Raw genomic sequence first — 21,224 nt, forward strand, 5'->3', positions numbered from 1 at the left:
GCAACAATCCTGAGGACGTGGTCGAATTCACCACCAATGCCAAGCCGGGCGATTTCGGCGGCTTCGCGCCCAAGGTGTTCGAGCATGCCGAAAAGGGCGACAGCGTCGCCAACTGGATTTTGGACAGGGTGGTCGCCGATGTCGAAGCCGCGCTCGGCGCGCTCGACCTTTCGGGCGACGCGCCACTGTGCCTGCTCGGCGGGCTGGCGCCGCTCTATGCGCCGCGCCTTTCGGCGCGCTACCGGGCGCTGCTGAAGCCGCCGCTCGACGATGCGCTGGGCGGCGCGGTGCAGATGGCGGCCCGCCTTTTCACTGGGACAGCGGAGGCGGCTCGATGAGCGACGCCGCCGACCAGATCTTCGCCACGCTGAAACAGTCGTCGCAAAGCGGCGCGCCGCTCTATCTGCAACTGCGCAAGAGCATCGAGGACGCGGTCAATCGCGGCCTGATCGGACCGGGCGACGCGCTGCCCTCCGAGCGCGACATCGCCACCAAGGCCGACATTTCGCGCGTCACCGTGCGCAAGGCGGTGCAGGACCTGGTCAAGGGCGGCATCCTGGTGCAACGCCACGGCTCCGGCACGTTCGTGGCGCCGCGCATGGAGCGCGTCGAGCAGTCGCTGTCGCGGCTGACCTCGTTTACCGAGGACATGGCGCGGCGCGGCATGGCGGTGCGTTCGGCATGGCTCGACCGTGGCCTTTACGCGCCCTCGCCGGACGAGATGATGGTGCTCGGGCTGTCGTCGAACGAACTTGTGGCGCGGGTGGCGCGCCTGCGCATTGCCAACGACACGCCGCTGGCGATCGAACGCGCCTCGCTGTCGGCCAGCGTGCTGCCCGACCCGGCCGGGATAGGCTCCTCGCTCTACGCGGCGCTGGAATTGACCGGCAACCGGCCGGTGCGGGCGGTGCAGCGCATCTCCGCCGCCAATCTCGGCGACGGCGACGCACGCCTGCTCGAAGTGCCGCCGGGAATTGCCGGCCTGCACATCGAGCGCATTTCCTATCTGGCGAGCGGCAAGGTGATCGAATTCACCCGCTCCATCTATCGGGGCGACGCCTATGATTTCGTCGCCGAACTGCGGCTGACAGGGCCGAGCGAAGAGGGCCGACCATGACTGCAGAGCCGACCATGCCGACTGAGCCGACCATGTCGACTGAGATGACCCATATGCGGCGCGAGATCGAAGAGATCCCACAGGCCGTCGCCCGCCTGCTCGACGGCTCCGGCGCGGTGCTGAGCGAGGCCGGGCGCGGCATCCGCGAACGTGACCCGCAGTTTGTCGTCACCGTGGCGCGCGGTTCCTCCGACCATGCGGCCACCTTCATGAAATACGCCGTCGAGCTCACCGCCGGCCTTGCCGTCGCTTCGGTCGGTCCGTCGATTGCCTCGATCTACGGCGCCCAGCTCAGGCTCGGCGGTTCGGCCTGCCTGGCGATCTCGCAGTCGGGCAAGAGCCCCGACATCGTCGCCATGGCCGAAGCCGCGCGAGCCGGCGGCGCGTTGACCATCGCCATCACCAACACCGCCGATTCGCCGCTGGCCCGCGCCTCGGACTACGCGATCGATATCCTGGCCGGGCCGGAGCGCAGCGTGGCGGCGACCAAGACCTTCATCAATTCCGCCGTTGCCGGCCTTGCTTTGATGGCGCATGCCACCGGCGACGAGGCGCTGCTGGCAGCACTTTTCCAATTGCCCGAGCATTTCGGGAAAGCGATCGCCTGCGACTGGATGACGGTGCTGTCCGAGACGATCGAGAAGCAGAAGTCGCTGTTCATCCTCGGCCGCGGCCCGTCGGCAGCGATGGCCAACGAGGCGGCGCTGAAATTCAAGGAGACCTGCGGCATGCATGCCGAGGCCTACAGTGCCGCCGAAGTCATGCATGGCCCGCTGGCACTGATCGGCCCGGACTTTCCGGTGCTGGCGCTGGCCGCGCGCGATGCATCCGAACCGTCCGTCGCCGAAGCCGCCGACAGCCTGGCGGCCAAGGGCGCGCCGGTGTTCGTCACCTCCGCACTTGCCCAGCGCGCCGTGCGCCTGCCGCATGTCGCCACCGGCCATCCGCTGACCGATCCGCTGACGCTGATCGTCTCCTTCTACATGTTCGTCGAGGCCTTCGCCCGCCATCGTGGCCTCGATCCGGACACGCCACGCAATCTTCGCAAGGTGACGGAGACCGTATGAGCGACCGTTTTGCCCTGACTGGCGCCCGCATTTTCGATGGCGACGACTGGCATGACGGCCACGCACTCGTCGCGCGCGACGGTCTCGTCGAGGCCATCCTGCCCACAGGCGCCATTCCCTCCGACATCCGCGTTATCGAGACCGGCGGCGGCATGCTGGCGCCCGGCTTCGTCGACCTGCAGGTCAATGGCGGCGGCGGCGTCATGCTCAACGACCACCCCGATGTCGCCTCGATCGAAACCATCTGCCGGGCACACGTGCCCTTCGGCACGACGGCGTTGCTGGTAACGCTGATCACCGACACGCCCGCCATCACCGCCGCCGCAGTCGCCGCCGGCGAAGCAGCGGCGCTGCAAAAGATGCCGGGTTTCCTCGGCCTGCATCTCGAAGGACCGCATTTGTCGATCGCCCGCAAGGGCGCACATGATCCGGCGCTGATCCGGCCGATGCTTGACGCCGACCAGGCAATGCTGATCGCCGCGCGGCAAAAACTGCCGGTGCTGCTCACCACCATAGCACCCGAATCGGTCGAACCGGCGCGCGTCTCGGCGCTGACCAGGGCCGGCATCATCGTCAGCCTCGGCCATTCCGACACCGGCTACGCCACGGCCAACACCTTTGCCGCGGCCGGTGCCTCGATGGGCTCACACGCAATGAGCCAGATCGGCAACCGCGAGCCCGGGCTGGCGGGCGCGGCGATCGACATCGGCACCTTGTCTGCCGGCATCATCGCCGACGGCATCCATGTCGACCCCGCCACCATCAAGATCGCGCTGCGCGCCAAGCGCGGACCGGCCCGGATTGTGCTGGTCACCGACGCCATGGCGACGATCGGCACCGACATGACCTCGTTCACGCTGAACGGCCGCACCATCTATCGCAGGGATGGCAGCCTGCGGCTCGCCGACGGCACGCTGGCAGGCGCCGATCTCGACATGATCTCGGCTATTCGATACGTCCATCGGGTTGTCGGACTTGACCTGTCGGAGGCGTTGCGCATGGCCTCGCTATATCCGGCGCAAGCGATCGGCCAGTCGCACCGGCTCGGGCGCTTCGCCAACGGCACGGCGGCGGACATTGTCGCACTGTCGGACGATCTCGATATCAGAAACGTCTGGATCGGCGGCGAAAGGGTTTTTTCAACCGATAGTGCGAGGTGATATCAGGCCATGCATGACGTCGATTGCGTCATTGCCGGAGCGGGCGTCGTCGGGCTCGCCATCGCCAGGGCGCTTGCCCTGTCGGGCCGCGAGGTGCTGGTGGTCGAACAGGCCGGCACGATCGGCACCGGCACCAGTTCGCGCAATTCCGAAGTCATCCATGCCGGGCTCTATTATGCACCGGGCAGCCTGAAAGCCCGGCTCTGCGTCGAAGGCCGCGAGCGGCTCTACGCCTATTGCCGCGAGCACAATGTCGCCCATGCCCGCACCGGCAAGCTGATCGTCGCCGTCGAACCGGACCAGTTGGACAGGCTGGGCGCGATCCGGACCAACGCGCAGAGCTGCGGGGTCGGCGATCTCGAAATCTTGACGCAGGCACAAGCCGAAAGCCTCGAACCCGCGCTGCGATGCGCCGGCGCGCTGCTGTCGCCATCGACCGGCATCATCGACAGCCAGGCGCTGATGCTGTCGCTGCGGGGCGACGCGGAGGCAGCCGGCGCTTCTTTTGCGTTCCTCACATCCGTTTCCGATGCGGCCATCGAGGCCGGCGGCATCCGGATCGATACGCGCGATGCCAATGGCGAGACCTTCGCCTTGCAGGCCGGCGCCTTCGTCAACGCCGCGGGCCTCGATGCACAGGCCGTGGCGGGCCGGATCGAAGGCTTCCCGCAAGCCCTCGTTCCGCCGCTCTGGCTGGCACGCGGCAACTATTTTTCACTCTCGGGACGATCGCCTTTCTCGCGGTTGATCTATCCCGTTCCGGTCAATGGCGGCCTCGGGGTTCATCTCACCCTCGATCTCGCCGGGGCCGCGCGCTTCGGTCCGGATGTCGAATGGATCGACAGCGTGGATTATACGGTCGGTCCCACCCGTGGCGAGGCCTTCTACGATGAGATCAGGCGCTATTGGCCGGATCTTGCCGACGGCGCCTTGCAGCCTGCCTATGCCGGCGTCCGGCCAAAACTGTCCGGCCCGGGCCAGCCGGCGGCCGACTTCACGATCCAGGGTCCGGCCGACCATGGCGCCGGCCAGATCGTCAATCTGTTCGGCATCGAGAGCCCCGGCCTGACGTCAAGCCTGGCGATCGCCGAGCATGTTTGCGAGCTTTTGTACCCAGGCTGACAACCGCTTCCGCACCTCCAGCCTTAAGCCCTTCCAGCCTCAGGATGTGTAGAGACCCTTGTAGGTGTCGCGCAAAAGATTCTTCTGCACCTTGCCCATGGTGTTGCGCGGCAGTTCGTCGACGAAGATCACCCGTTTCGGGTGCTTGTATTTTGCGACGCGCTCCGCGATGGCGCCGAGAATTTCCGCTCCGGTGATGTTCGACGCCGGCGCACGCACGACGACGGCGGTGACGCCTTCGCCGAAATCCGGATGGGCAACGCCGATGACGGCGCTTTCGCTAACCCCGTCAAGCGCGTCGATCTCGCTTTCGAGTTCCTTCGGATAGATGTTGTAGCCGCCCGAAATGATCAGGTCCTTGCCGCGGCCGACGATGTGGACGTAGCCGTCGGCGTCGACCATGCCGAGATCGCCAGTGATGAAGAAGCCATCGGCGCGGAATTCCGCTTTGGTCTTGTCCGGCATGCGCCAGTAGCCGCCAAAGACGTTCGGGCCCTTGACCTCGATCATGCCGACCTCACCCTGGGCAAGCGGCCTGCCATTGTCGGGATCGGCGATGCGAAGTGCTACGCCCGGCAAGGGGAAGCCGACCGTGCCGGCGCGCCGCTCGCCGTCATAGGGGTTCGAGGTGTTCATGTTGGTCTCGGTCATGCCGTAGCGTTCGAGGATCGCGTGGCCGGTGCGCGCACGCCAGGCCTTGTGCGTCTCGGCCAGCAGCGGCGCCGAACCGGAAATGAACAGGCGGATGGTTTTCGCCGCCTGGCGGTCCAGGCCGTCCTGCTGCAGCAGGCGCACATAGAAGGTCGGCACGCCCATCAGGGCGGTGGCGCTCGGCAAAAGCGAGACGATGCGGGCGGGGTCGAATTTCTGCTCGAACAGCATCGAGGCGCCGGCCATCAGGACGACGTTGGTGGCGACGAACAGGCCATGGGTGTGGAAGATCGGCAGCGCGTGGATCAGCACATCGTCCGTCGTGAAGCGCCAGTGATCGACCAGCACCCGCGCGTTCGAGGCGAGGTTCTCGTGGCTGAGCATGGCGCCCTTCGAGCGACCGGTCGTTCCCGACGTGTAGAGGATCGCCGCGAGATCGTCCCCGCCGCGCGCCACATCGTGGAAGTCCGCCGGCAGCCGCGAGGCCTGCTCCGTCAGGGATCCCTCGCCGTTGCGGCCGAGCGTGACGGTGGCAGCGCCCGATTTCTCCGCCAGTGCGCCGATGTCGGCCGCTCTGGCCGGATCGCAGACGACCAGCCGTGGTGCCGCATCGCTGAAGAAGTACTCCAGCTCTGCCAGTGTGTAGGCGGTGTTGAGCGGCAGGAAGACGGCACCGGCACGCAGGCAGGCGAGATAGAGCAGGACGGCTTCGGGACTCTTCTCGACCTGAACGGCGATCCGGTCGCCGGGCTCGACATCCAATTGCAAGAGCGCATGCGCGAGCTGCGCCGACCGCGCCAGCATATCGCCATAGGTCAGCGAGCGGCCATCATCGGTTTCCATCAACAGGCGCCCGGGCGCCGGCATCCGGGAACGGAACGCGTCGAACAGATGGTTGCTCATGAAGTCTTCCTGGGGGGTGGCGGAAACGGCGGCGCTGGGCATGCGTTTCGAGTTGGCATGCATTGGCGGCGAGAGTTCGCGGTTCTTGGCCGCGCCGTCAAGACCGCGGACAGCGGTTCACCCGTCGCGCCAACGGGTTGAGAGCAATGGCCGCAAAGGACTGCCGGGAACCGACGCTATCGCCGGGCTCGTTCGGCCTTGCTGGCAACCGCCTTTGGACCTTCGCCTCGCTGGAAGCGTTCCATGCACATGGCAGCGGTCAACTGGTAGTGATTGATCAGTGCTTCGACGGCACCGTCGGCATTGCCGTCCAGCGCACATTCGGCGATCAGGCGATGCTCCCCGAAATCGTCGCGCTTGACGCTTTCACCGTCACTTGCCATTTGCCGGTAGCGATAGGCGTGATCTGAAAGCTGCTCGCAGAAGCCCACCAGCCATTGCGACCGGCAGGCCGAAACCAGGACCCGATGAAAGATGCGGTGCAGCCTCTCCCAATCCGGATTGAGCGAAGAGAGATCCTGCGGCGAAAGACGTGACGCACGCCCTAGGCGATGCAACGCCAGTACGAGCTGTTCTTCCCATTCGGCGGTGCGGTGAGCGATGGATTCGCGAAGCGCTCGTTCCTCGAGCCAGCAACGGGTGCGCGTCAGCTCTTCGAGTTCCGACGCGCTGACCGGCATGATGAAGAAGCCGCGCTGGTCGTGCCGGCCGAGAAGCCCCTCCGAGGCAAGGCGATTGAGAGCCTCGCGGACGGGGGAAGCGCCGGCCCCATACTTGGAAACCACCCATTCGACCCGCAGCTTGCTCTCGGCTTCAAGAACACCACCAAGAAGGTCGTCCCGCAATTGGTGATAGACCGCGCTGGCAAGCGTGCTCTTGGGTCCTGCGCCGTCGTCGTTCAGATTGGCAGCTCCGTATGTCAAAGCGACTCCTTGTCCCCAATTTTTGTTTTGGGCAATTCGAGTCCGAAAGCAGTCCCTTCCGTACGTGTACTCTACAGCCTTCGCCCACAAACGCTCAAGCTGAAGATACCGTTATTGTACTTAAGCACGAAGGAATATGCGATGTTCCGCTGTTCGATCGAGCAAATCCGCTCATTTCTACAACCTTCGGAAACTTAACATGTTTTGTATGCACGCAGGATCATCTGTTCTTGTGTGCACGCGCGATCGTCCTTTCTATCGCGCGCAAAGAAGGATCTACGCAGACCCCCATCGGGGGCTCGATGCTTCGCGAATCACATGCTGAGGACCGTGCACGGCTCGAGAGCCGTTTGGCCAGCCTGAGGGCCACGGGATGAACGCAGTGGGCTAGCCGGCTGCGTTGTCGGCTGCCGTCCTGATCGCCTGGATATTTTGCCGGTAAGCGTCGACGCTGCCGCCCTTGAAGATGGCGGCGCCCGCCACCAGCACGTCGGCACCGGCGGCGGTGACCAGCGGCGCGGTTTCGGCCGACACACCGCCGTCGATCTCGATGCGAATCGGCCGACCGCCGATCAGCGCCTTGACCCGCTTCACCTTGTCGACGATCGCCGGAATGAAGGCCTGGCCGCCGAAGCCCGGATTGACGGTCATGATCAGGATCAGATCGAGCCGGTCGAGCACATATTCGACCGCACTTTCCGGCGTTGCCGGATTGAGCGACACACCGGCCTTCTTGCCAAGGTTCTTGATCGTCTGCAGAGAACGATCGAGATGCGGCCCGGCCTCGGCATGCACCGTCATGCCGTCGCAACCGGCCTCGGCGAAGGCGGCCAGATAGGGGTCTGCCGGCGCGATCATCAGGTGGCAGTCGAAGAAGGCCTTGGTGCGGTTGCGGATCGCCTTGATCACCGGCGGGCCAAAAGTGATGTTGGGGACGAAATGCCCATCCATCACATCCAGGTGGATCCAGTCGGCGCCGGCAGCCACCACAGCCTCGACTTCGTCGCCGAGCCTGGAAAAATCCGATGCCAGCACCGATGGTGCGATCAAGGTCTTTTTGCTCATTAGGTGCGGCCTTTCCGAGCGCCCTTTCATCCGGCCACTCTGGATCGACTGCCTAATGCGCCACAGGTGACTTGTCGAGTGCGCAGGCGCCGTGGCTGCACAGGCTAGAGCGTCGCCGCCCGTGTTGCTGCCGATTGGCGCGATCCAAACAAAAACCCGCCGGATCTGCTCCGGCGGGTTCTGGTCTGTATCGCAGACGGTTACGGCTTGGTGTTCTGGATGTTTCCAGCCGGGTCGTCCTGCAGTTGCTGGTCGCTTTGCGTCTTGCGCCGCGGCAAAAGCTGCTGCAGGACGTTCGGGTTCAGCAGGCCCGGTTCCAACGACGGTTGTCCGCGGATCGGCCTGCAGTTTGGATACCGCCCAACTGTCCCGACCGGGCAGCGCCGCTTGATGATCGGCTGGCACTGGCCGTTGATCATCTGCGAGCCCGGTGCGCACTCAACCTGCGGCCTGGACCTGCGGCATGCGCCGTCGATCACCTCGGTCCCACGCGGACAGACACACTCGCCGCGCTTGTTGTGGACCTGGCCACGTATCTCGCACTGCTCCACCGTCGGCTGCTTTCGCCGGCAGGCATTGCCTTGCACCTCGGTACCCCTCGGGCAGACACAATTGCCGTTGGCGTCGTGGACCTGGCCACGGATGGTGCACTGCTCGGGTTTCGGCCGGATCGGACGACAGGCATTGCCCCTGACTTCCGTCCCCTTCGGGCAGACGCAATCGCCGTCCGAGTTGTGGACCTGGCCTCGGATCGTGCACTGCTCAGGCTTCGGCCGGATCGGTCGGCAGGCATTGCCCCTGACTTCCGTACCCCTCGGGCAGACGCAGTCGCCGTCCGAATTGTGGACCTGGCCTCGGATCGTGCACTGCTCAGGCTTCGGCCGGATCGGTCGGCAGGCATTGCCCCTGACTTCCGTACCCTTCGGGCAGACGCAATCGCCGTCCGAATTGTGGACCTGACCGCGGATGGTGCATTGCTCAGGCCTCTCAGCCTTGACGCATCTTCCGTTTTCAAGCCCGCTTCCGCGTGGGCAGACGCAACGTCCGTCCTCGGTGCGGATCTGGCCTTCGAGCAGCACGCAAGGCTTCGGCTTTGGCTCGACGATGACACCACCGTCCGGCGAGCACTGGCCGTTGCGGAAGGTGGTGCCTGCCGGGCAGACGCACCGGCCGGCATCGTTCATGACAAAACCTTGCGAGCACTCCTTCTTCGCCTCATACGTGATGGTGAAGGGGTGGCACGCATAGGCCTTGCCGCGATCGCCCTGCACATTGGCCTGGTCTCCGGGGAGCACGTCGCCGCCTTGCACCCGTGTGTTGGGAGACAGGACGCCGACGCAGTTCTGGCCGTTGACGTTACCCCGCAGATTGGCCAGGCGGCCGTCGTCGGGAATGACCACGGTGACATGGTGCACCTGGCTTTCCCCGGCGCCGAGCGTCAGGTTGGCAATGCAGGACAGCGGCAAGGTTGCCGGCTCCGGCGAGCAGCCGAAGGGCGGTTCGATCGAGGTGATCGCAACGCCGTCCAGCCTGCCGAGACCCTCCACGCCGATCGCATCACCGATGCGAACCGGACCGGAGAAGGGGCTGGTGCCGTCGTTCGTGATGGTGATCTCGAACGAACAGGGTTGGCCGAGCTTGCATTCACGGTCGCCGGTCTTTTCGACGCGGATGGTCGAAGAGCCGCCGCCCTTGGCGCAGGCCTGGCCGATCGGATAGACGACGTCGTCGCCCGGGGCCGGACCATAGGAGCCCCGCGCGCAGTTCTCGAACTCGCCGTTCGCCGAAACCGTCACGTCGAAGTGGCGGCTGGTTCCGGGTGTCATGACGGCACCGGGAATCTGGCACGACAGCGCATTGGCCGGAACCGGTCCGCACGCCCATTCCGCGCCGTCGGGAGTGACGGTCTGGATCTGGACGGGCGCGCCGCCCGACACCAGCGTGGCGGCGTCGTTGACCCGCACCGGACCAGTGGGGGCAGCCGTGCCGGCATTGACGACGGTGATGCGGCAAGAGACGACCGCGGCACCGGCCAGCGAGCCATTGCACACCTTGGTGATGCGCAAGGCGGGCTTGCCGCCATTGGGGTGACGGATGCGTTCCTTGGCGCAGGCCTTGTTGTTGGTGAGATCGTCTTCACCAGGAATGGCCTTCACCTCGGCGCAGTTTTTCCACCGTGTCCGACTGGTAGCCGGCCGGCATGACTGCCTTGACGAAGATCGGCGTCGAGGCGCCCGGTGCGAGCGAGATGCCCGCATTGTCGCAGCGGAACAGGCCGGGGCCGGTCGGGCCGCATGTCCAGGGCGGGGTCGGGCCGAAGGTCGAGGAGGCCGGCGCACCGCCCGGGTAGCTGTCGATCACCGTCAGCGGCCCATTGTAGGTGAAGGTGCCGTTGTTGATGATGTCGATCACGAACGTGCAGATGCCGTCGGCCGTGCAGACCTCTGTGCGGGCACGCTTCTTGAGGATCAGGTCGACCTTCTTGTCGACCGGTGGCTGGCACTCGCGGTCACGATCGCCACGCCGGCAGATCGGGATCGAGGCGCAGCCGCGATCGTTCGACTGGCTGCCGAACAGCGGCTTGCCGCTGGCCGGGTAATTGTAGGTGGCGCAGTTGCGCAAGACGCTGCCTTGCCAGCCGCCAGCCGGCTTGAAGCCGAGCTTGAGGTCGATGAAGGTGCCCGGATTGAGCGTGGTCACCGGATAGGTGCACGTCATCGGGGTGGTGCCAGGTACGCAGACCCAGGGCGGGTTGGGCCCTGAATCCAGCGTCGAGCCGGCCGGCAGCGTCACCTCGTCGAGCACGATCTTGCCGTGATAGGCACCGGTGCCGACATTTGTGACCCTGATGGTGAAATCGCAGCCGCCGCCCATCGTGCAACGCTGGACTTCGGCGCGTTTTTCAACCTTGAGGTCCGGTTCCTTGTCCTTGGGCGGGCACCTCTGGTCACGCGGGATGACGATGTCGATGGTCTGCGTGCAGCACAGGCCCCAGCCCTCCTCCGGGCCGGCATAGGTTTCGATGCCGGTGACGATGAGGTGGATGACGTCGCCGGGTGACGCTCCGACGATCTTCCAGTTGAGCACGCCGCCGCCCGCCGGCACCAATTGGGTGTCGGGGATGATGGTGATACCGGGCGTTGTCGTCGAAACCTGCACCCACTTGCCGCCCATCTCAGGGCCGACAGGCATGTGGTAGATGAAGGCGCCGCCACCGGGCACGCAATCGACCGTGCCGCGTTCCACCTTGAAGCATTCCTTGCCGGGAGGTGGGGGCGGCGGATTGCACTTGGTGACGTCGATCTTGATCGAGGTCTTTTCCCCGGTCTTGAAGTCGCCGTCGTCGGGCTTGCTCGGATCCTGCGACGGGATGATGATCCCGGTGCCAGGTCCATTGGTCACCTTGATCATGCCCTGGTTGTCGACGATCGTTGGCGAGGGAAACGCCGCATGATCGATCTTGGCGGTGATCTGGAACGTGATGACGCGCTCGTTGGGGGCGCCGACGCCGTCGAGGTCGGAGGCGGAAATCCGGAAATCGGAAACCGTCGCCGTATCATTCGGATTTGCCGAGGTGCTGATTGAACCACCCGGCAGCGGCCCGCCGGACGAATTCGTGCCGTCGCCGGACACATTGACGTTGACGATCTCAAGGCCGGCCGGGAGCTGGTCCTTGAAGTCCATCTTGAGCTTGTTCAGTCTTTCCGCGAGGCTCGGGTCGGCAAAGCCCTGCGGATCGCCGCGCAAGCCGAAGCTCAGGGAATAGACGACGTAGTCGCAGCCTCTTTGAGTGCCTTTCTTGGTGAAGAAAGGCACGATCCGGTCCGGCCTCGGAGTGACGACGCGCGAATTGTCGAGGTCGAGCTTCAGCTCCGGACTGATCGGGGTAGCGCCTTCCGCGAAGCTTGGCACCGGGGTTAGCATGGCGACCGCGATACCGGCCGCCATCAGCCAGCGCGCGCCGCGCCTGGCATATGACAGGGGTTTCATGATCGTCTCCATGACGGTTGACTTGTTGTTTGCCGCGAGCGGGGAAAGTGCGAGATTTTTCATCTTCCCCTCCTCAACGTTCGCAGCTGACGGCTGGGGTTCTGAGCGGCAAAGTCATCTTGCAGCAAGGGTAGTAGCCACCCTTGTCCTTGTCGGACTTCCTGTAGAAGCAGAGCCCAACATCGACTGTGTCGCCCGGATAGTGGCCGGTGATGCCGATCGTGTATGGCGTGCCGGGCGCATGCGACATGGGGAAAGTCACCCCGACGCCTGGCGTCCTGGACTGGGCCTTGATCGAATCGCCGCCGAAGCCGGCATGGTCATGGAGATAGAGATCGGCCTCGAGACCGGAAGGCGTGCAGAAATACTGGACGTCCTCGATATCGAGACATGGGGGCAGATTGCCGGGCGGTGGGAAGTCCGGCGGATAGAAGGGAGGCAGATAGCCGCCCGGGATTTCTTCATAATAGCCGGCGCGGCCCTCACAGGGATGCCAGACGGCGACGTCGCCGACATGGCCTTCCACTTCGGGATCTTCGAAATAGCCGTCGAAATCGACGAACCAGGAGCCGAAGGGCGGCACGTTGGCCGGCTTGACCAGCTCCTTGGGCGTGATCTGCACGCCATGCACGGCGAGCGGCCCACCGGCGGCGAGTTGCTCGGCGAGCGCCGGATTGTCGCGCAGCTTGTCGCCGGTGTTGACCAGCGTCTGCGTACAGACCGAGGTGTCGAGATTGCCGTCCGCGTCATAGCCATACTGCAGGTCGAGACCGCCGGCCGACTGCCGGTTGCCTTGCGGGAAGCCGACGGCATATTCCTGCGGCACTTCGACCCAGACCGATTCCGTCGCCGGATCGTCCGGGTTCTCGCGCCAGTAGCGGATGACCTCGCCTTTGCCGGAATCGGCGAACTGGCTGTAATCGTAGCGGTTTTCGACCGGGCCGCGCTGGGCCAGGTACATGAAGCCGCTGTTGTCGAAGGCGATGTCGGTGACGGCGTAGTCCTTGTCGGCCTTGACCGTCAGTTCCCAGCGCGGGTCGCCGGCAAAGGTACCGTCGCGGGCAATGCCCACCGACCAGATTTCCGACTTTTCGCCGACCGAATAATAGAGCCGGCCGCCATGATAGGAGACGCCCCAGACGCGGCGCTCGTCCTGCGTGTAGCCCCAGCTGTCGAGGTCTTCGCTGTCGAAGGCCGCGCCCTGTATGTCCATCACCGAACCATCGTCGGCGAGCGGAGCCAGCCCATGTGCCGGACGGCCGGTAACACCATGGTCGAAGCTGTCGATCAGCCTGCCGTCGGCGTCGATGCGATGGATCAGGCCGGTGTCGAGGTCGGAGGCGAAGAACTGGCGGTGGATCGGATCGAAGGTGAGATTGCCGATGCCGGGACCGCTGTTGGTATCGATGTCGGCAAATTTGGAGACCTGGCCGGTGATGCCGTCGATCTTCCAGATGGTGCCCGGCCCGCCACCGTTTTCGGTGCCGAACTGGCCTTCCATGAAGGTGGCGCCGGCCGTGCCGCGGCGCTGCCGCTCCTGCCTGCCATCGCCATCGGCATCCGGGGTGACGATGCGGATGCCGTGCAGCGAGGTGGCGCCGGCATAAAGATTGGGAATGCCGGACGGAACGCCGTCGCGCACGCCGTCATCATAGGTGAGGCCGAACACCTGGCCGATCTGTTCGGCGGTGACCTCGAAGGGCGGCGGCGTGAAGACGAGCTGGCCGGCGGCTGGCCCGCCGAGATGCGAGACGTCGAACACGCGCAAGGTGGCGCGCGTGGTGTCGATGAAGGTTTCGTCGACCGGATCGACGCCGGGCGGCAGGCCCTCGTCGAAATTGGGAATGATGGTGCCGGAAAATCCGGTCACCGCCATCGAGCCGGGATAGATGATCTGGGTCTGGCTGTCCTGCGCCTGCGCGGCGCCACCCAGCCACAGGATGGCGGTGAACGCCAAAGCCAGCAATCCGCCTGGATGCAGGGTCCGGCGCAAACGGCCGTCAAGAGAAGACACGAACGTGCCGCGGACGCGAGACATGAAGCTACCCCCGTTAGCCACGGGAGAAACATCCGGCCTTGCCGCGCAAAACAGGGCAAGGCGCGGTGGTCCGGCACGTTCTTCCCTGATCGAATTGTCTGCTTTCCTCATCCTGACGATACGCCTGCTCTTACGCAGGGTCAACGGAATCAGCAGGAAGCCCAGCGCATCGACCCCGTCCCGAAGGCGGTGGTCGCGCCGAGCTCCTGTCGTTCCCGGAGACCGCAGAGCCTCTGGGTTACTGGTCATGGGGGCTTCCTTTCCGGGCCGCACCATGCGGCACCTGGACATCAGTCGCAGGCGGGGGTGGAAAGGTTCATGGAAGCCTTGCGCAGAATGCTTGCGCGCGATGCTGCCTGTTCTTATATACGCGCCAAGCCGTTCGGCGCCGGAACGCCGGTTGCCGGAACGGTATTTCTTGTGAACAGGGGCTTTCGTTGGAACGCCTGTACGGGTCCTGAGAGCCTGCTTAGCGGAGAGACTAGAAAAATGGCAAAAGTAATCGGTATCGATCTCGGCACCACCAACTCCTGTATCGCCATCATGGATGGCAAGGAGCCGAAGGTGATCGAGAATGCGGAAGGCGCGCGCACGACGCCTTCCATCGTCGCCATCAGCGGCGACGGTGAACGTCTCGTCGGCCAGCCGGCCAAGCGCCAGGCGGTCACCAATCCTGAAAACACCATCTTCGCGGTCAAGCGCCTGATCGGCCGCCGCTATGACGATCCGGTGACGGAGAAGGACAAGAAGCTTGTCCCCTACAAGATCGTCAAGGGCGACAACGGCGATGCCTGGGTCGAGGCCGGCGGCAAGAAGCAGTCGCCCAGCCAGATCTCGGCCATGATCCTGCAGAAGATGAAGGAAACGGCGGAAGCCTATCTCGGCGAGAAAGTCGAGAAGGCGGTCATCACCGTTCCGGCCTATTTCAACGACGCACAGCGCCAGGCAACCAAGGACGCCGGCAAGATCGCCGGCCTGGAAGTGCTACGCATCATCAACGAGCCGACTGCCGCGGCGCTCGCCTACGGCCTCGACAAGAAGGAAGGCAAGACCATTGCCGTCTATGACCTTGGCGGCGGCACGTTCGACATTTCGGTGCTCGAGATCGGCGACGGCGTGTTCGAGGTGAAGTCGACCAATGGCGACACCTTCCTCGGCGGCGAGGATTTCGACATGCGCCTGGTCGAGTACCTGGCGGCCGAGTTCAAGAAGGAACAGGGCATCGACCTGAAGAACGACAAGCTGGCCCTGCAGCGCCTCAAGGAGGCGGCTGAAAAGGCCAAGATCGAGCTGTCGTCGACGACGCAGACCGAGATCAACCTGCCCTTCATCACCGCCGATGCGACCGGTCCGAAGCACCTGACGCTGAAGCTGACGCGGGCCAAGTTCGAGCAGTTGGTCGACGACCTCGTCCAGCGCACCATCGACCCTTGCAAGGCGGCGCTCAAGGATGCCGGCCTGAAGGCTGGCGAAATCGACGAAGTCGTCCTGGTCGGCGGCATGACCCGCATGCCCAAGATCCAGGAGATCGTGAAGCAGTTCTTCGGCAAGGAGCCGCACAAGGGCGTCAACCCGGATGAGGTCGTCGCTCTCGGCGCCGCCATCCAGGCCGGCGTGCTGCAGGGCGACGTCAAGGACGTGCTTTTGCTCGACGTGACGCCGCTGTCGCTCGGCATCGAGACGCTGGGTGGCGTGTTCACGCGGCTGATCGAGCGCAACACGACGATCCCGACCAAGAAGAGCCAGGTGTTCTCTACGGCCGAGGACAGTCAGTCGGCCGTGACCATCCGCGTCTTCCAGGGCGAGCGTGAAATGGCCGCCGACAACAAGGCGCTCGGCCAGTTCGACCTGGTCGGCATTCCGCCGGCGCCGCGCGGCGTGCCGCAGATCGAGGTCACCTTCGACATCGACGCCAACGGCATCGTCAACGTTTCGGCCAAAGACAAGGGCACCGGTAAGGAGCACCAGATCCGCATCCAGGCTTCGGGTGGTCTTTCTGACGCCGACATCGAGAAGATGGTCAAGGACGCCGAGGCCAATGCCGAGAGCGACAAGAAGCGGCGTGCGCTGGTCGAGGCCCGCAATCAGGCCGAAGCTCTGGTGCATTCTTCCGAGAAGTCGCTGAAGGAATATGGCGACAAGGTCTCGGAAGCCGACCGCACGGCGATCGCAGACGCGATCACCGCGCTGAAGGCTGCGGCCGAAGGCGACGACGCGGCCGACATCGAGGCCAAGTCGCAGGCGCTGGCCGAGGCTTCGATGAAACTTGGCCAGGCCATGTACGAGGCTTCGCAGAAGGAAGCCGCGGAAGCCGACGCCAAGGCGGACGCCGCCAAGGACTCCGACGTGGTCGACGCCGATTTCGAGGAAATCGACGAGGACGACGACAAGAAGAAGTCGGCCTGAACCGTTTGACGGCAAGATAATGCTGAAAGCCCGGCGCAAGGCCGGGCTTTTTTGCAACCCCTTGCAGAAAAAGCACGGACCTCGCCAAAAAATTGCCGGCTAAGCCGCGTCGACACTGGCATCGCGGTTCCATCGCACCTAAATCGAAACGTCAGTGCCGGCAAAAGACGCAACAATGCTTCAAGACGTTGAGCATCTGGACAGCGGGAAAAAATGAAAGCTGATTTCTACGAAACGCTGGGTGTCCAGAAAGGCGCCGACGAGAAGGAGCTCAAGAGCGCTTTCCGCAAGCTCGCCATGCAGTTCCATCCCGACCGCAACCCCGGCGATCATTCCTGCGAGCACAAGTTCAAGGAAATCAACGAAGCCTACGAGACGCTGAAGGACCCGCAGAAGCGGGCCGCCTATGACCGCTTCGGCCACGCGGCCTTCGAGCAGGGCGGCATGAATGGCGGTGCGCAAGGCTTTGGCGCCGGCGGCTTCGCCGACATCTTCGAGGATATTTTCGGCGACATGATGGGCGGGCGCCAGCGCCGCTCGTCGGGCGGCCGCGAGCGCGGCGCCGACCTGCGCTACAATATGGAAATCTCGCTGGAGGAGGCCTTTGCCGGCAAGACCGCGCAGATCCGCGTGCCGGCTTCGATCTCCTGCTCGGAATGCTCGGGCAGCGGCGCCAAGCCCGGCACCCAGCCTGTCACCTGCTCGATGTGCAACGGCCACGGCAAGGTGCGCGCCACGCAAGGCTTCTTCTCGATCGAGCGCACCTGCCCGCAATGCCAGGGGCGCGGCCAGACCATCAAGGACCCATGCCCGAAATGCGCCGGCCAGGGCCGTGTCACCGAAGAGCGTTCGCTGTCGGTCAACATCCCGGCCGGCATCGAGGACGGCACCCGCATCCGCCTTGCCAATGAGGGCGAGGCCGGCCTGCGCGGCGGGCCGTCGGGCGACCTCTATATTTTCCTGGCGGTCAAGCCGCACGAGTTCTTCCAGCGCGATGGCGCCGATCTCTACTGCAAGGTGCCGATCTCGATGACGACGGCCGCCCTTGGCGGTTCCTTCGAGGTGACGACGCTGGATGGCACGCAGACCAAGGTGAAAGTGCCGGAAGGCACTCAGAACGGACGCCAGTTCCGCCTCAAGGGCAAGGGCATGCCGGTGCTGCGCCAGCCCAATGTCGGCGACCTCTACATCCAGACCGCGGTCGAGACGCCGCAGAACCTCACCCGCCGCCAGCGCGAGCTGCTGGAGGAGTTCGAACAGCTCTCCTCGCAGGACAATTCGCCCCAGTCGAGCGGCTTTTTCGCCCGCATGAAGGATTTCCTCGAGTCCTTCGGCGAGCGGTGATGCATGTCACCCACAAGCGGGAATCGCTTTGGGCCGCTGATATCCGCGAAACGCGTCGCGTCTCGAGACGCGACGAAAGTTATCTTATCCACGACATCGGCGCCGCCTTACCTTGCCTTGCGCCGCTCAGGTGTTAAGTAACTTGCGGGGAGAGTTGAGGAGAGCTTGCATGACACGTCCCGGACTGCGGAAGGCGCTTGCCGAAAAGTTCGACGACGAACTCAAATTCTTCAAGGGCTGGATCGACAAGCCCAAGACGGTCGGCTCGATCGTGCCGACCAGCTCGATCACCGCCCGCAAGATGGCCTCGATCGTCAATCCGAAATCCGGCCTGCCGGTGCTTGAGGTCGGTCCCGGCACCGGCGTCATCACCCGCGCCATCCTGGCCCAGGGCGTGCGGCCCGAAAACCTCTACGCGGTCGAATATTCCACCGATTTCGTCCGCCACCTGCGGCAGCTCTATCCCGGCGTCAATGTCATCGAGGGCGATGCCTTCAACCTCAACGCCACGCTTGGCGACAAGAGCGGGATGATCTTCGATTCCGTCGTTTCCGGCGTGCCGCTGCTCAATTTTCCGGTCGCCCAGCGCATCGCCTATATCGAGAGCCTGCTCGACCGCATCCCGGCAGGCAGGCCGATCGTGCAGCTGACCTATGGCCCGATGTCGCCGATCCCGGCCGGCCGTGGCGACTACACGGTCAAGCATTTCGATTTCATCTTCCGCAACATCCCGCCGACGCAGCTGTGGATCTACCGGCGCGAGGCGCATTAGGGGGTGCCGATATTCAGGTGAGCCGGCCTGCCTGAATCTCAGCGCACCTGGAGCGATCTGCATTTCGACCTCGATTTTTGGACCGGTGCGTTGATTTGAGCGGTCTCTGGCTGTACCTGTCCGGGAACAAGGTTGGCCAATGGCAGTGATCCCGAAAATCCTCGTCTTCGCCGGCTCGGTGCGCAGTGGCGCCTACAGCGGCAGGACGGCCGACGTGGCGCAAAAGGAGCTCGCCATGCAAGGCGCCGAGGTGACCCGCATCTCGCTCGCCGACTATCCCCTGCCGATCCTCGACGAGGACCTGGAAAAGGAAAAGGGCGTTCCCGAAAACGCCCTGAAACTTGGCCGTCTGGTGAACGCCCATGACGGGCTGCTGATCGCCACGCCGGAATATAACGGCTCCATTCCGCCGCTGCTCAAGAACACGATCGACTGGGTAAGCCGGGTGCGCAGGGATGGCGGCCGGCCGGTCAGGCCGCTTGCCGGCAAGGTGGCCGGCCTCTGCTCATCCTCCAACGGCCACTTTGCCGGGATTCGCTGCATCAACCATCTGCGCGCCGTGCTGGTGCGCTGCCAGATGGAGGTGGTGACGCCGGAATGCTCGGTGCCCGAGGGCGGCAGCGCCTTCGACGAGGACGGCAATTTCCGCGACGAAAGACTGTACAAATCGATGGAGCATCTATGCCGCACGCTGATCGAAACCTCGCGCATGCTGTCCACCCGGATCGAAGCGTGATCGCCGATACCATGCGGACCAAATCCATGCAGGCCCAATCGATACAGGAAAGACTGATCGTCGGCCTCGACGTGCCGACCGTGCAGGAGGCCGAGAAGGCGGTGCGCGAACTCGACGGCGTCGTCTCCTTCTACAAGATCGGCTATCAGCTGGCCTTCGCCGGCGGGCTCGACTTCGCCAGGGAACTGGCCAGCGGCGGGACGAAAATCTTCCTCGACATGAAGCTGCTCGACATCGACCATACGGTGGCCAAGGGCGTCGAGAACATCGTCAAGATGGGCGTGAGCATGCTGACCATCCATGCCTATCCCAAGGCGATGCGGGCGGCGGTGGAAGCGGCCAGGGGCAGCGAGCTTTGCCTGCTTGCGGTCAGCGTGCTGACCTCGATGGACGAGCAGGACATGATCGACGTCGGCTATGAATACGACCCGCACACGCTGGTGCTGAGGCGCTCGGAACAGGCGCTGCATGCCGGTATGGGGGGCATCGTCTGCTCGGCCGCGGAAGCCGAAGCGGTGCGCCGCATCGTCGGGCCCGACATGGCGGTGGTGACGCCCGGCATCCGGCCGGCGGGCAGCGACCATGGCGACCAGAAGCGCGTGGTGACGCCCGCGCAAGCGATCCGCAGCGGTGCCAGCCACCTCGTCGTCGCCCGCCCGATCGTCGCGGCGGCCGACAGGCGAGAAGCGGCCGAAGCGATCATCGCCGAAATGCGGTCGGCATAAGGAACAGGGAGAAAAAGAATGTCCAAGGGATACTGGATCGCTCGTGTCGATGTGCACGACACCGAAGGCTACAAGGACTACGTTGCCGCTGCCAAGCCTGCCTTCGAGCGCTTCGGCGCGAAATTCCTGGCGCGCGGCGGTGCGCATGAGCTGGCCGAGGGTGTCGGGCGCGCGCGCAACGTCGTCATCGAATTCGAAACGCTCGCCGCGGCGCATGACTGCTACCACTCGCCGGAATATCAGCGCGCCGTCGCCATCCGCCAGAAGGTCGCCGACGGCGAGATCGTGCTGATCGAAGGCATCTGAAGTCCTTCGGGATCGCCGCGTCAGACGAAGTCCTGGAGGTTCACTTCCCTCAGCTTCGCGCCGCCAAGCAGGGCTCCGATCAGCTGGTGCTTGAGCGCGAGGCAGTGCGAGCGGGCAAGTTTCACGATGCCGGGAACGTCGCTCTTCTCGCAGGCTTGCAGCAATTGCTTCTGCTGTTCGATGATCAGTTGGGTGAAATCGCGTGACTTGAATCCGAGATGCAGCGCGCGCTCCGACTGATCGAGAATCTGGCTGAGGAGCTGTGCCAGCCGCAGGTTCCCGGACAGCTCGGCAATTGCCAGACGAAAGCCACGGTCGGCCGCGAGGAACGCAACGTGGCTGCGCAGCGTTTCGGGTTTCAGCACCTTTCTTGCGGCCAGCCTGATGTCATCCAGCCCGCGCTCGGTGATGCCTGTAGCCGCAAACCTGAACACTTCCGGTTCGATCAGGCTGCGGACGTCGAAGATCTCGCCGACGTCGCGCAAGGTCAGCGTGGTGATGATATAGCCACGACGCGGCTCGCTCCTGACCAGCCCTTCCTGCATGAGGCGGGCCAGCGCTGAGCGGATCGTCGCCTTCTTGATCCCGTAGCGGGCCTCAATCTGTTTCTCCGTCAAGGCTTCGCCGGGCGACAGGACGCAGGCGACGATGTCGCTCTTCAACTGCTCGTATGCCTGCTCGCTGCGCAGGACGTCCGCCGTCGACAGCGCCGTTGTCCCGCCCGTGGAATCGGGCGACTTCGATGGCGTGGCTTTCGTCGATTTCATGATTTCGCACTATCCATTTGTTTGAGCATGATCTCTGGACAAACGGAAACCGTTTGTCCGAGAAAACCGGATTCCCCCTTTCGGGATCATGCCTTGGCCCCGATTGACGTCGGCATCGGCATTGGCTAGCGT

At 64.4% G+C, this 21,224-nt stretch carries 15 protein-coding genes and 2 pseudogenes; 11 read left to right on the forward strand and 6 right to left on the reverse strand.

The genetic code is table 11. The features are described from left to right. From ACFSOZ_RS04105 to ACFSOZ_RS04125, 5 genes and pseudogenes are all read left to right on the forward strand, one after another. Positions 1–338, forward strand: a pseudogene (locus ACFSOZ_RS04105) (glucosamine kinase nucleotide-binding domain-containing protein); the annotation flags it as partial. Further along, entirely contained in the window at positions 335–1,117 is a 783-nt protein-coding gene (locus ACFSOZ_RS04110; protein ID WP_379093883.1) for a GntR family transcriptional regulator, read from the forward strand. The pseudogene ACFSOZ_RS04105 and the gene ACFSOZ_RS04110, both read left to right, overlap by 4 nt. A 32-nt stretch (positions 1,118–1,149) precedes the next feature. After that, positions 1,150–2,184, forward strand: a complete 1,035-nt coding sequence (locus ACFSOZ_RS04115; RefSeq protein WP_379094946.1) for an SIS domain-containing protein — start codon at positions 1,150–1,152, stop codon at positions 2,182–2,184. Continuing rightward, a complete protein-coding gene (gene nagA / locus ACFSOZ_RS04120; protein WP_379093886.1) occupies positions 2,181–3,344 on the forward strand; it encodes an N-acetylglucosamine-6-phosphate deacetylase in 1,164 nt (387 codons plus the stop codon). The genes ACFSOZ_RS04115 and nagA overlap by 4 nt, the downstream gene beginning before the upstream one ends. Positions 3,345–3,353: 9 nt before the next feature. Beyond that, positions 3,354–4,466: an NAD(P)/FAD-dependent oxidoreductase gene (locus ACFSOZ_RS04125; RefSeq protein ID WP_379093889.1), complete on the forward strand. Its 1,113-nt coding sequence runs from the start codon at positions 3,354–3,356 to the stop codon at positions 4,464–4,466. 39 nt (positions 4,467–4,505) lie between these two features. On the opposite strand, the gene ACFSOZ_RS04130 is transcribed toward ACFSOZ_RS04125, so the two are convergent. The 5 genes and pseudogenes from ACFSOZ_RS04130 to ACFSOZ_RS04150 form a co-directional block, all read right to left on the reverse strand. After that, positions 4,506–6,020 (reverse strand): malonate--CoA ligase, encoded by a 1,515-nt coding sequence (locus ACFSOZ_RS04130; RefSeq protein ID WP_379093892.1) that lies wholly within the window; start codon positions 6,018–6,020, stop codon positions 4,506–4,508. A gap of 176 nt (positions 6,021–6,196) precedes the next feature. After that, positions 6,197–6,943: a GntR family transcriptional regulator gene (locus ACFSOZ_RS04135; protein WP_379093895.1), complete on the reverse strand. Its 747-nt coding sequence runs from the start codon at positions 6,941–6,943 to the stop codon at positions 6,197–6,199. Between the two features lie 387 nt (positions 6,944–7,330). Further along, a complete protein-coding gene (rpe, locus tag ACFSOZ_RS04140) occupies positions 7,331–8,008 on the reverse strand; it encodes a ribulose-phosphate 3-epimerase (protein ID WP_379093898.1) in 678 nt (225 codons plus the stop codon). Between the two features lie 200 nt (positions 8,009–8,208). Then, positions 8,209–12,061, reverse strand: a pseudogene (locus ACFSOZ_RS04145) (DUF7929 domain-containing protein). A gap of 10 nt (positions 12,062–12,071) precedes the next feature. Continuing rightward, on the reverse strand, positions 12,072–14,312 hold the full coding sequence (locus ACFSOZ_RS04150; protein ID WP_379093901.1) for an NHL repeat-containing protein: 2,241 nt from the start codon (positions 14,310–14,312) through the stop codon (positions 12,072–12,074). 213 nt (positions 14,313–14,525) lie between these two features. On the opposite strand from ACFSOZ_RS04150, the gene dnaK reads away from it, so the two are divergent. The 6 genes from dnaK to ACFSOZ_RS04180 all read left to right on the forward strand — a co-directional run bounded on the left by dnaK (position 14,526) and on the right by ACFSOZ_RS04180 (position 20,325). Beyond that, on the forward strand, positions 14,526–16,442 hold the full coding sequence (dnaK, locus tag ACFSOZ_RS04155; RefSeq protein ID WP_379093904.1) for a molecular chaperone DnaK: 1,917 nt from the start codon (positions 14,526–14,528) through the stop codon (positions 16,440–16,442). Positions 16,443–16,655: 213 nt separating this feature from the next. Next, positions 16,656–17,786, forward strand: a complete 1,131-nt coding sequence (dnaJ, locus tag ACFSOZ_RS04160) for a molecular chaperone DnaJ (RefSeq protein WP_379093907.1) — start codon at positions 16,656–16,658, stop codon at positions 17,784–17,786. A 169-nt stretch (positions 17,787–17,955) separates the two neighbouring features. Next, the gene (gene pmtA / locus ACFSOZ_RS04165) at positions 17,956–18,558 is read left to right on the forward strand and encodes a phospholipid N-methyltransferase PmtA (protein ID WP_184872868.1); all 603 of its coding nucleotides are present in this window, start codon (positions 17,956–17,958) and stop codon (positions 18,556–18,558) included. 139 nt (positions 18,559–18,697) lie between these two features. Then, the gene (locus ACFSOZ_RS04170) at positions 18,698–19,294 is read left to right on the forward strand and encodes an NADPH-dependent FMN reductase (protein ID WP_379093910.1); all 597 of its coding nucleotides are present in this window, start codon (positions 18,698–18,700) and stop codon (positions 19,292–19,294) included. 11 nt (positions 19,295–19,305) lie between these two features. After that, on the forward strand, positions 19,306–20,019 hold the full coding sequence (pyrF, locus tag ACFSOZ_RS04175) for an orotidine-5'-phosphate decarboxylase (protein ID WP_379094949.1): 714 nt from the start codon (positions 19,306–19,308) through the stop codon (positions 20,017–20,019). A gap of 18 nt (positions 20,020–20,037) precedes the next feature. After that, complete coding sequence (locus ACFSOZ_RS04180; RefSeq protein ID WP_379093913.1) at positions 20,038–20,325, forward strand: DUF1330 domain-containing protein; 288 nt, start codon at positions 20,038–20,040, stop codon at positions 20,323–20,325. Between the two features lie 20 nt (positions 20,326–20,345). Here ACFSOZ_RS04180 and ACFSOZ_RS04185 read toward each other — a convergent pair whose 3' ends face one another. Further along, the gene (locus ACFSOZ_RS04185; RefSeq protein WP_379093916.1) at positions 20,346–21,092 is read right to left on the reverse strand and encodes a GntR family transcriptional regulator; all 747 of its coding nucleotides are present in this window, start codon (positions 21,090–21,092) and stop codon (positions 20,346–20,348) included. Between the last annotated feature and the right edge of the window lie 132 nt (positions 21,093–21,224).

The sequence above is a fragment of the Mesorhizobium newzealandense genome, from assembly GCF_042682145.1.
GTDB lineage: Bacteria > Pseudomonadota > Alphaproteobacteria > Rhizobiales > Rhizobiaceae > Mesorhizobium > Mesorhizobium newzealandense.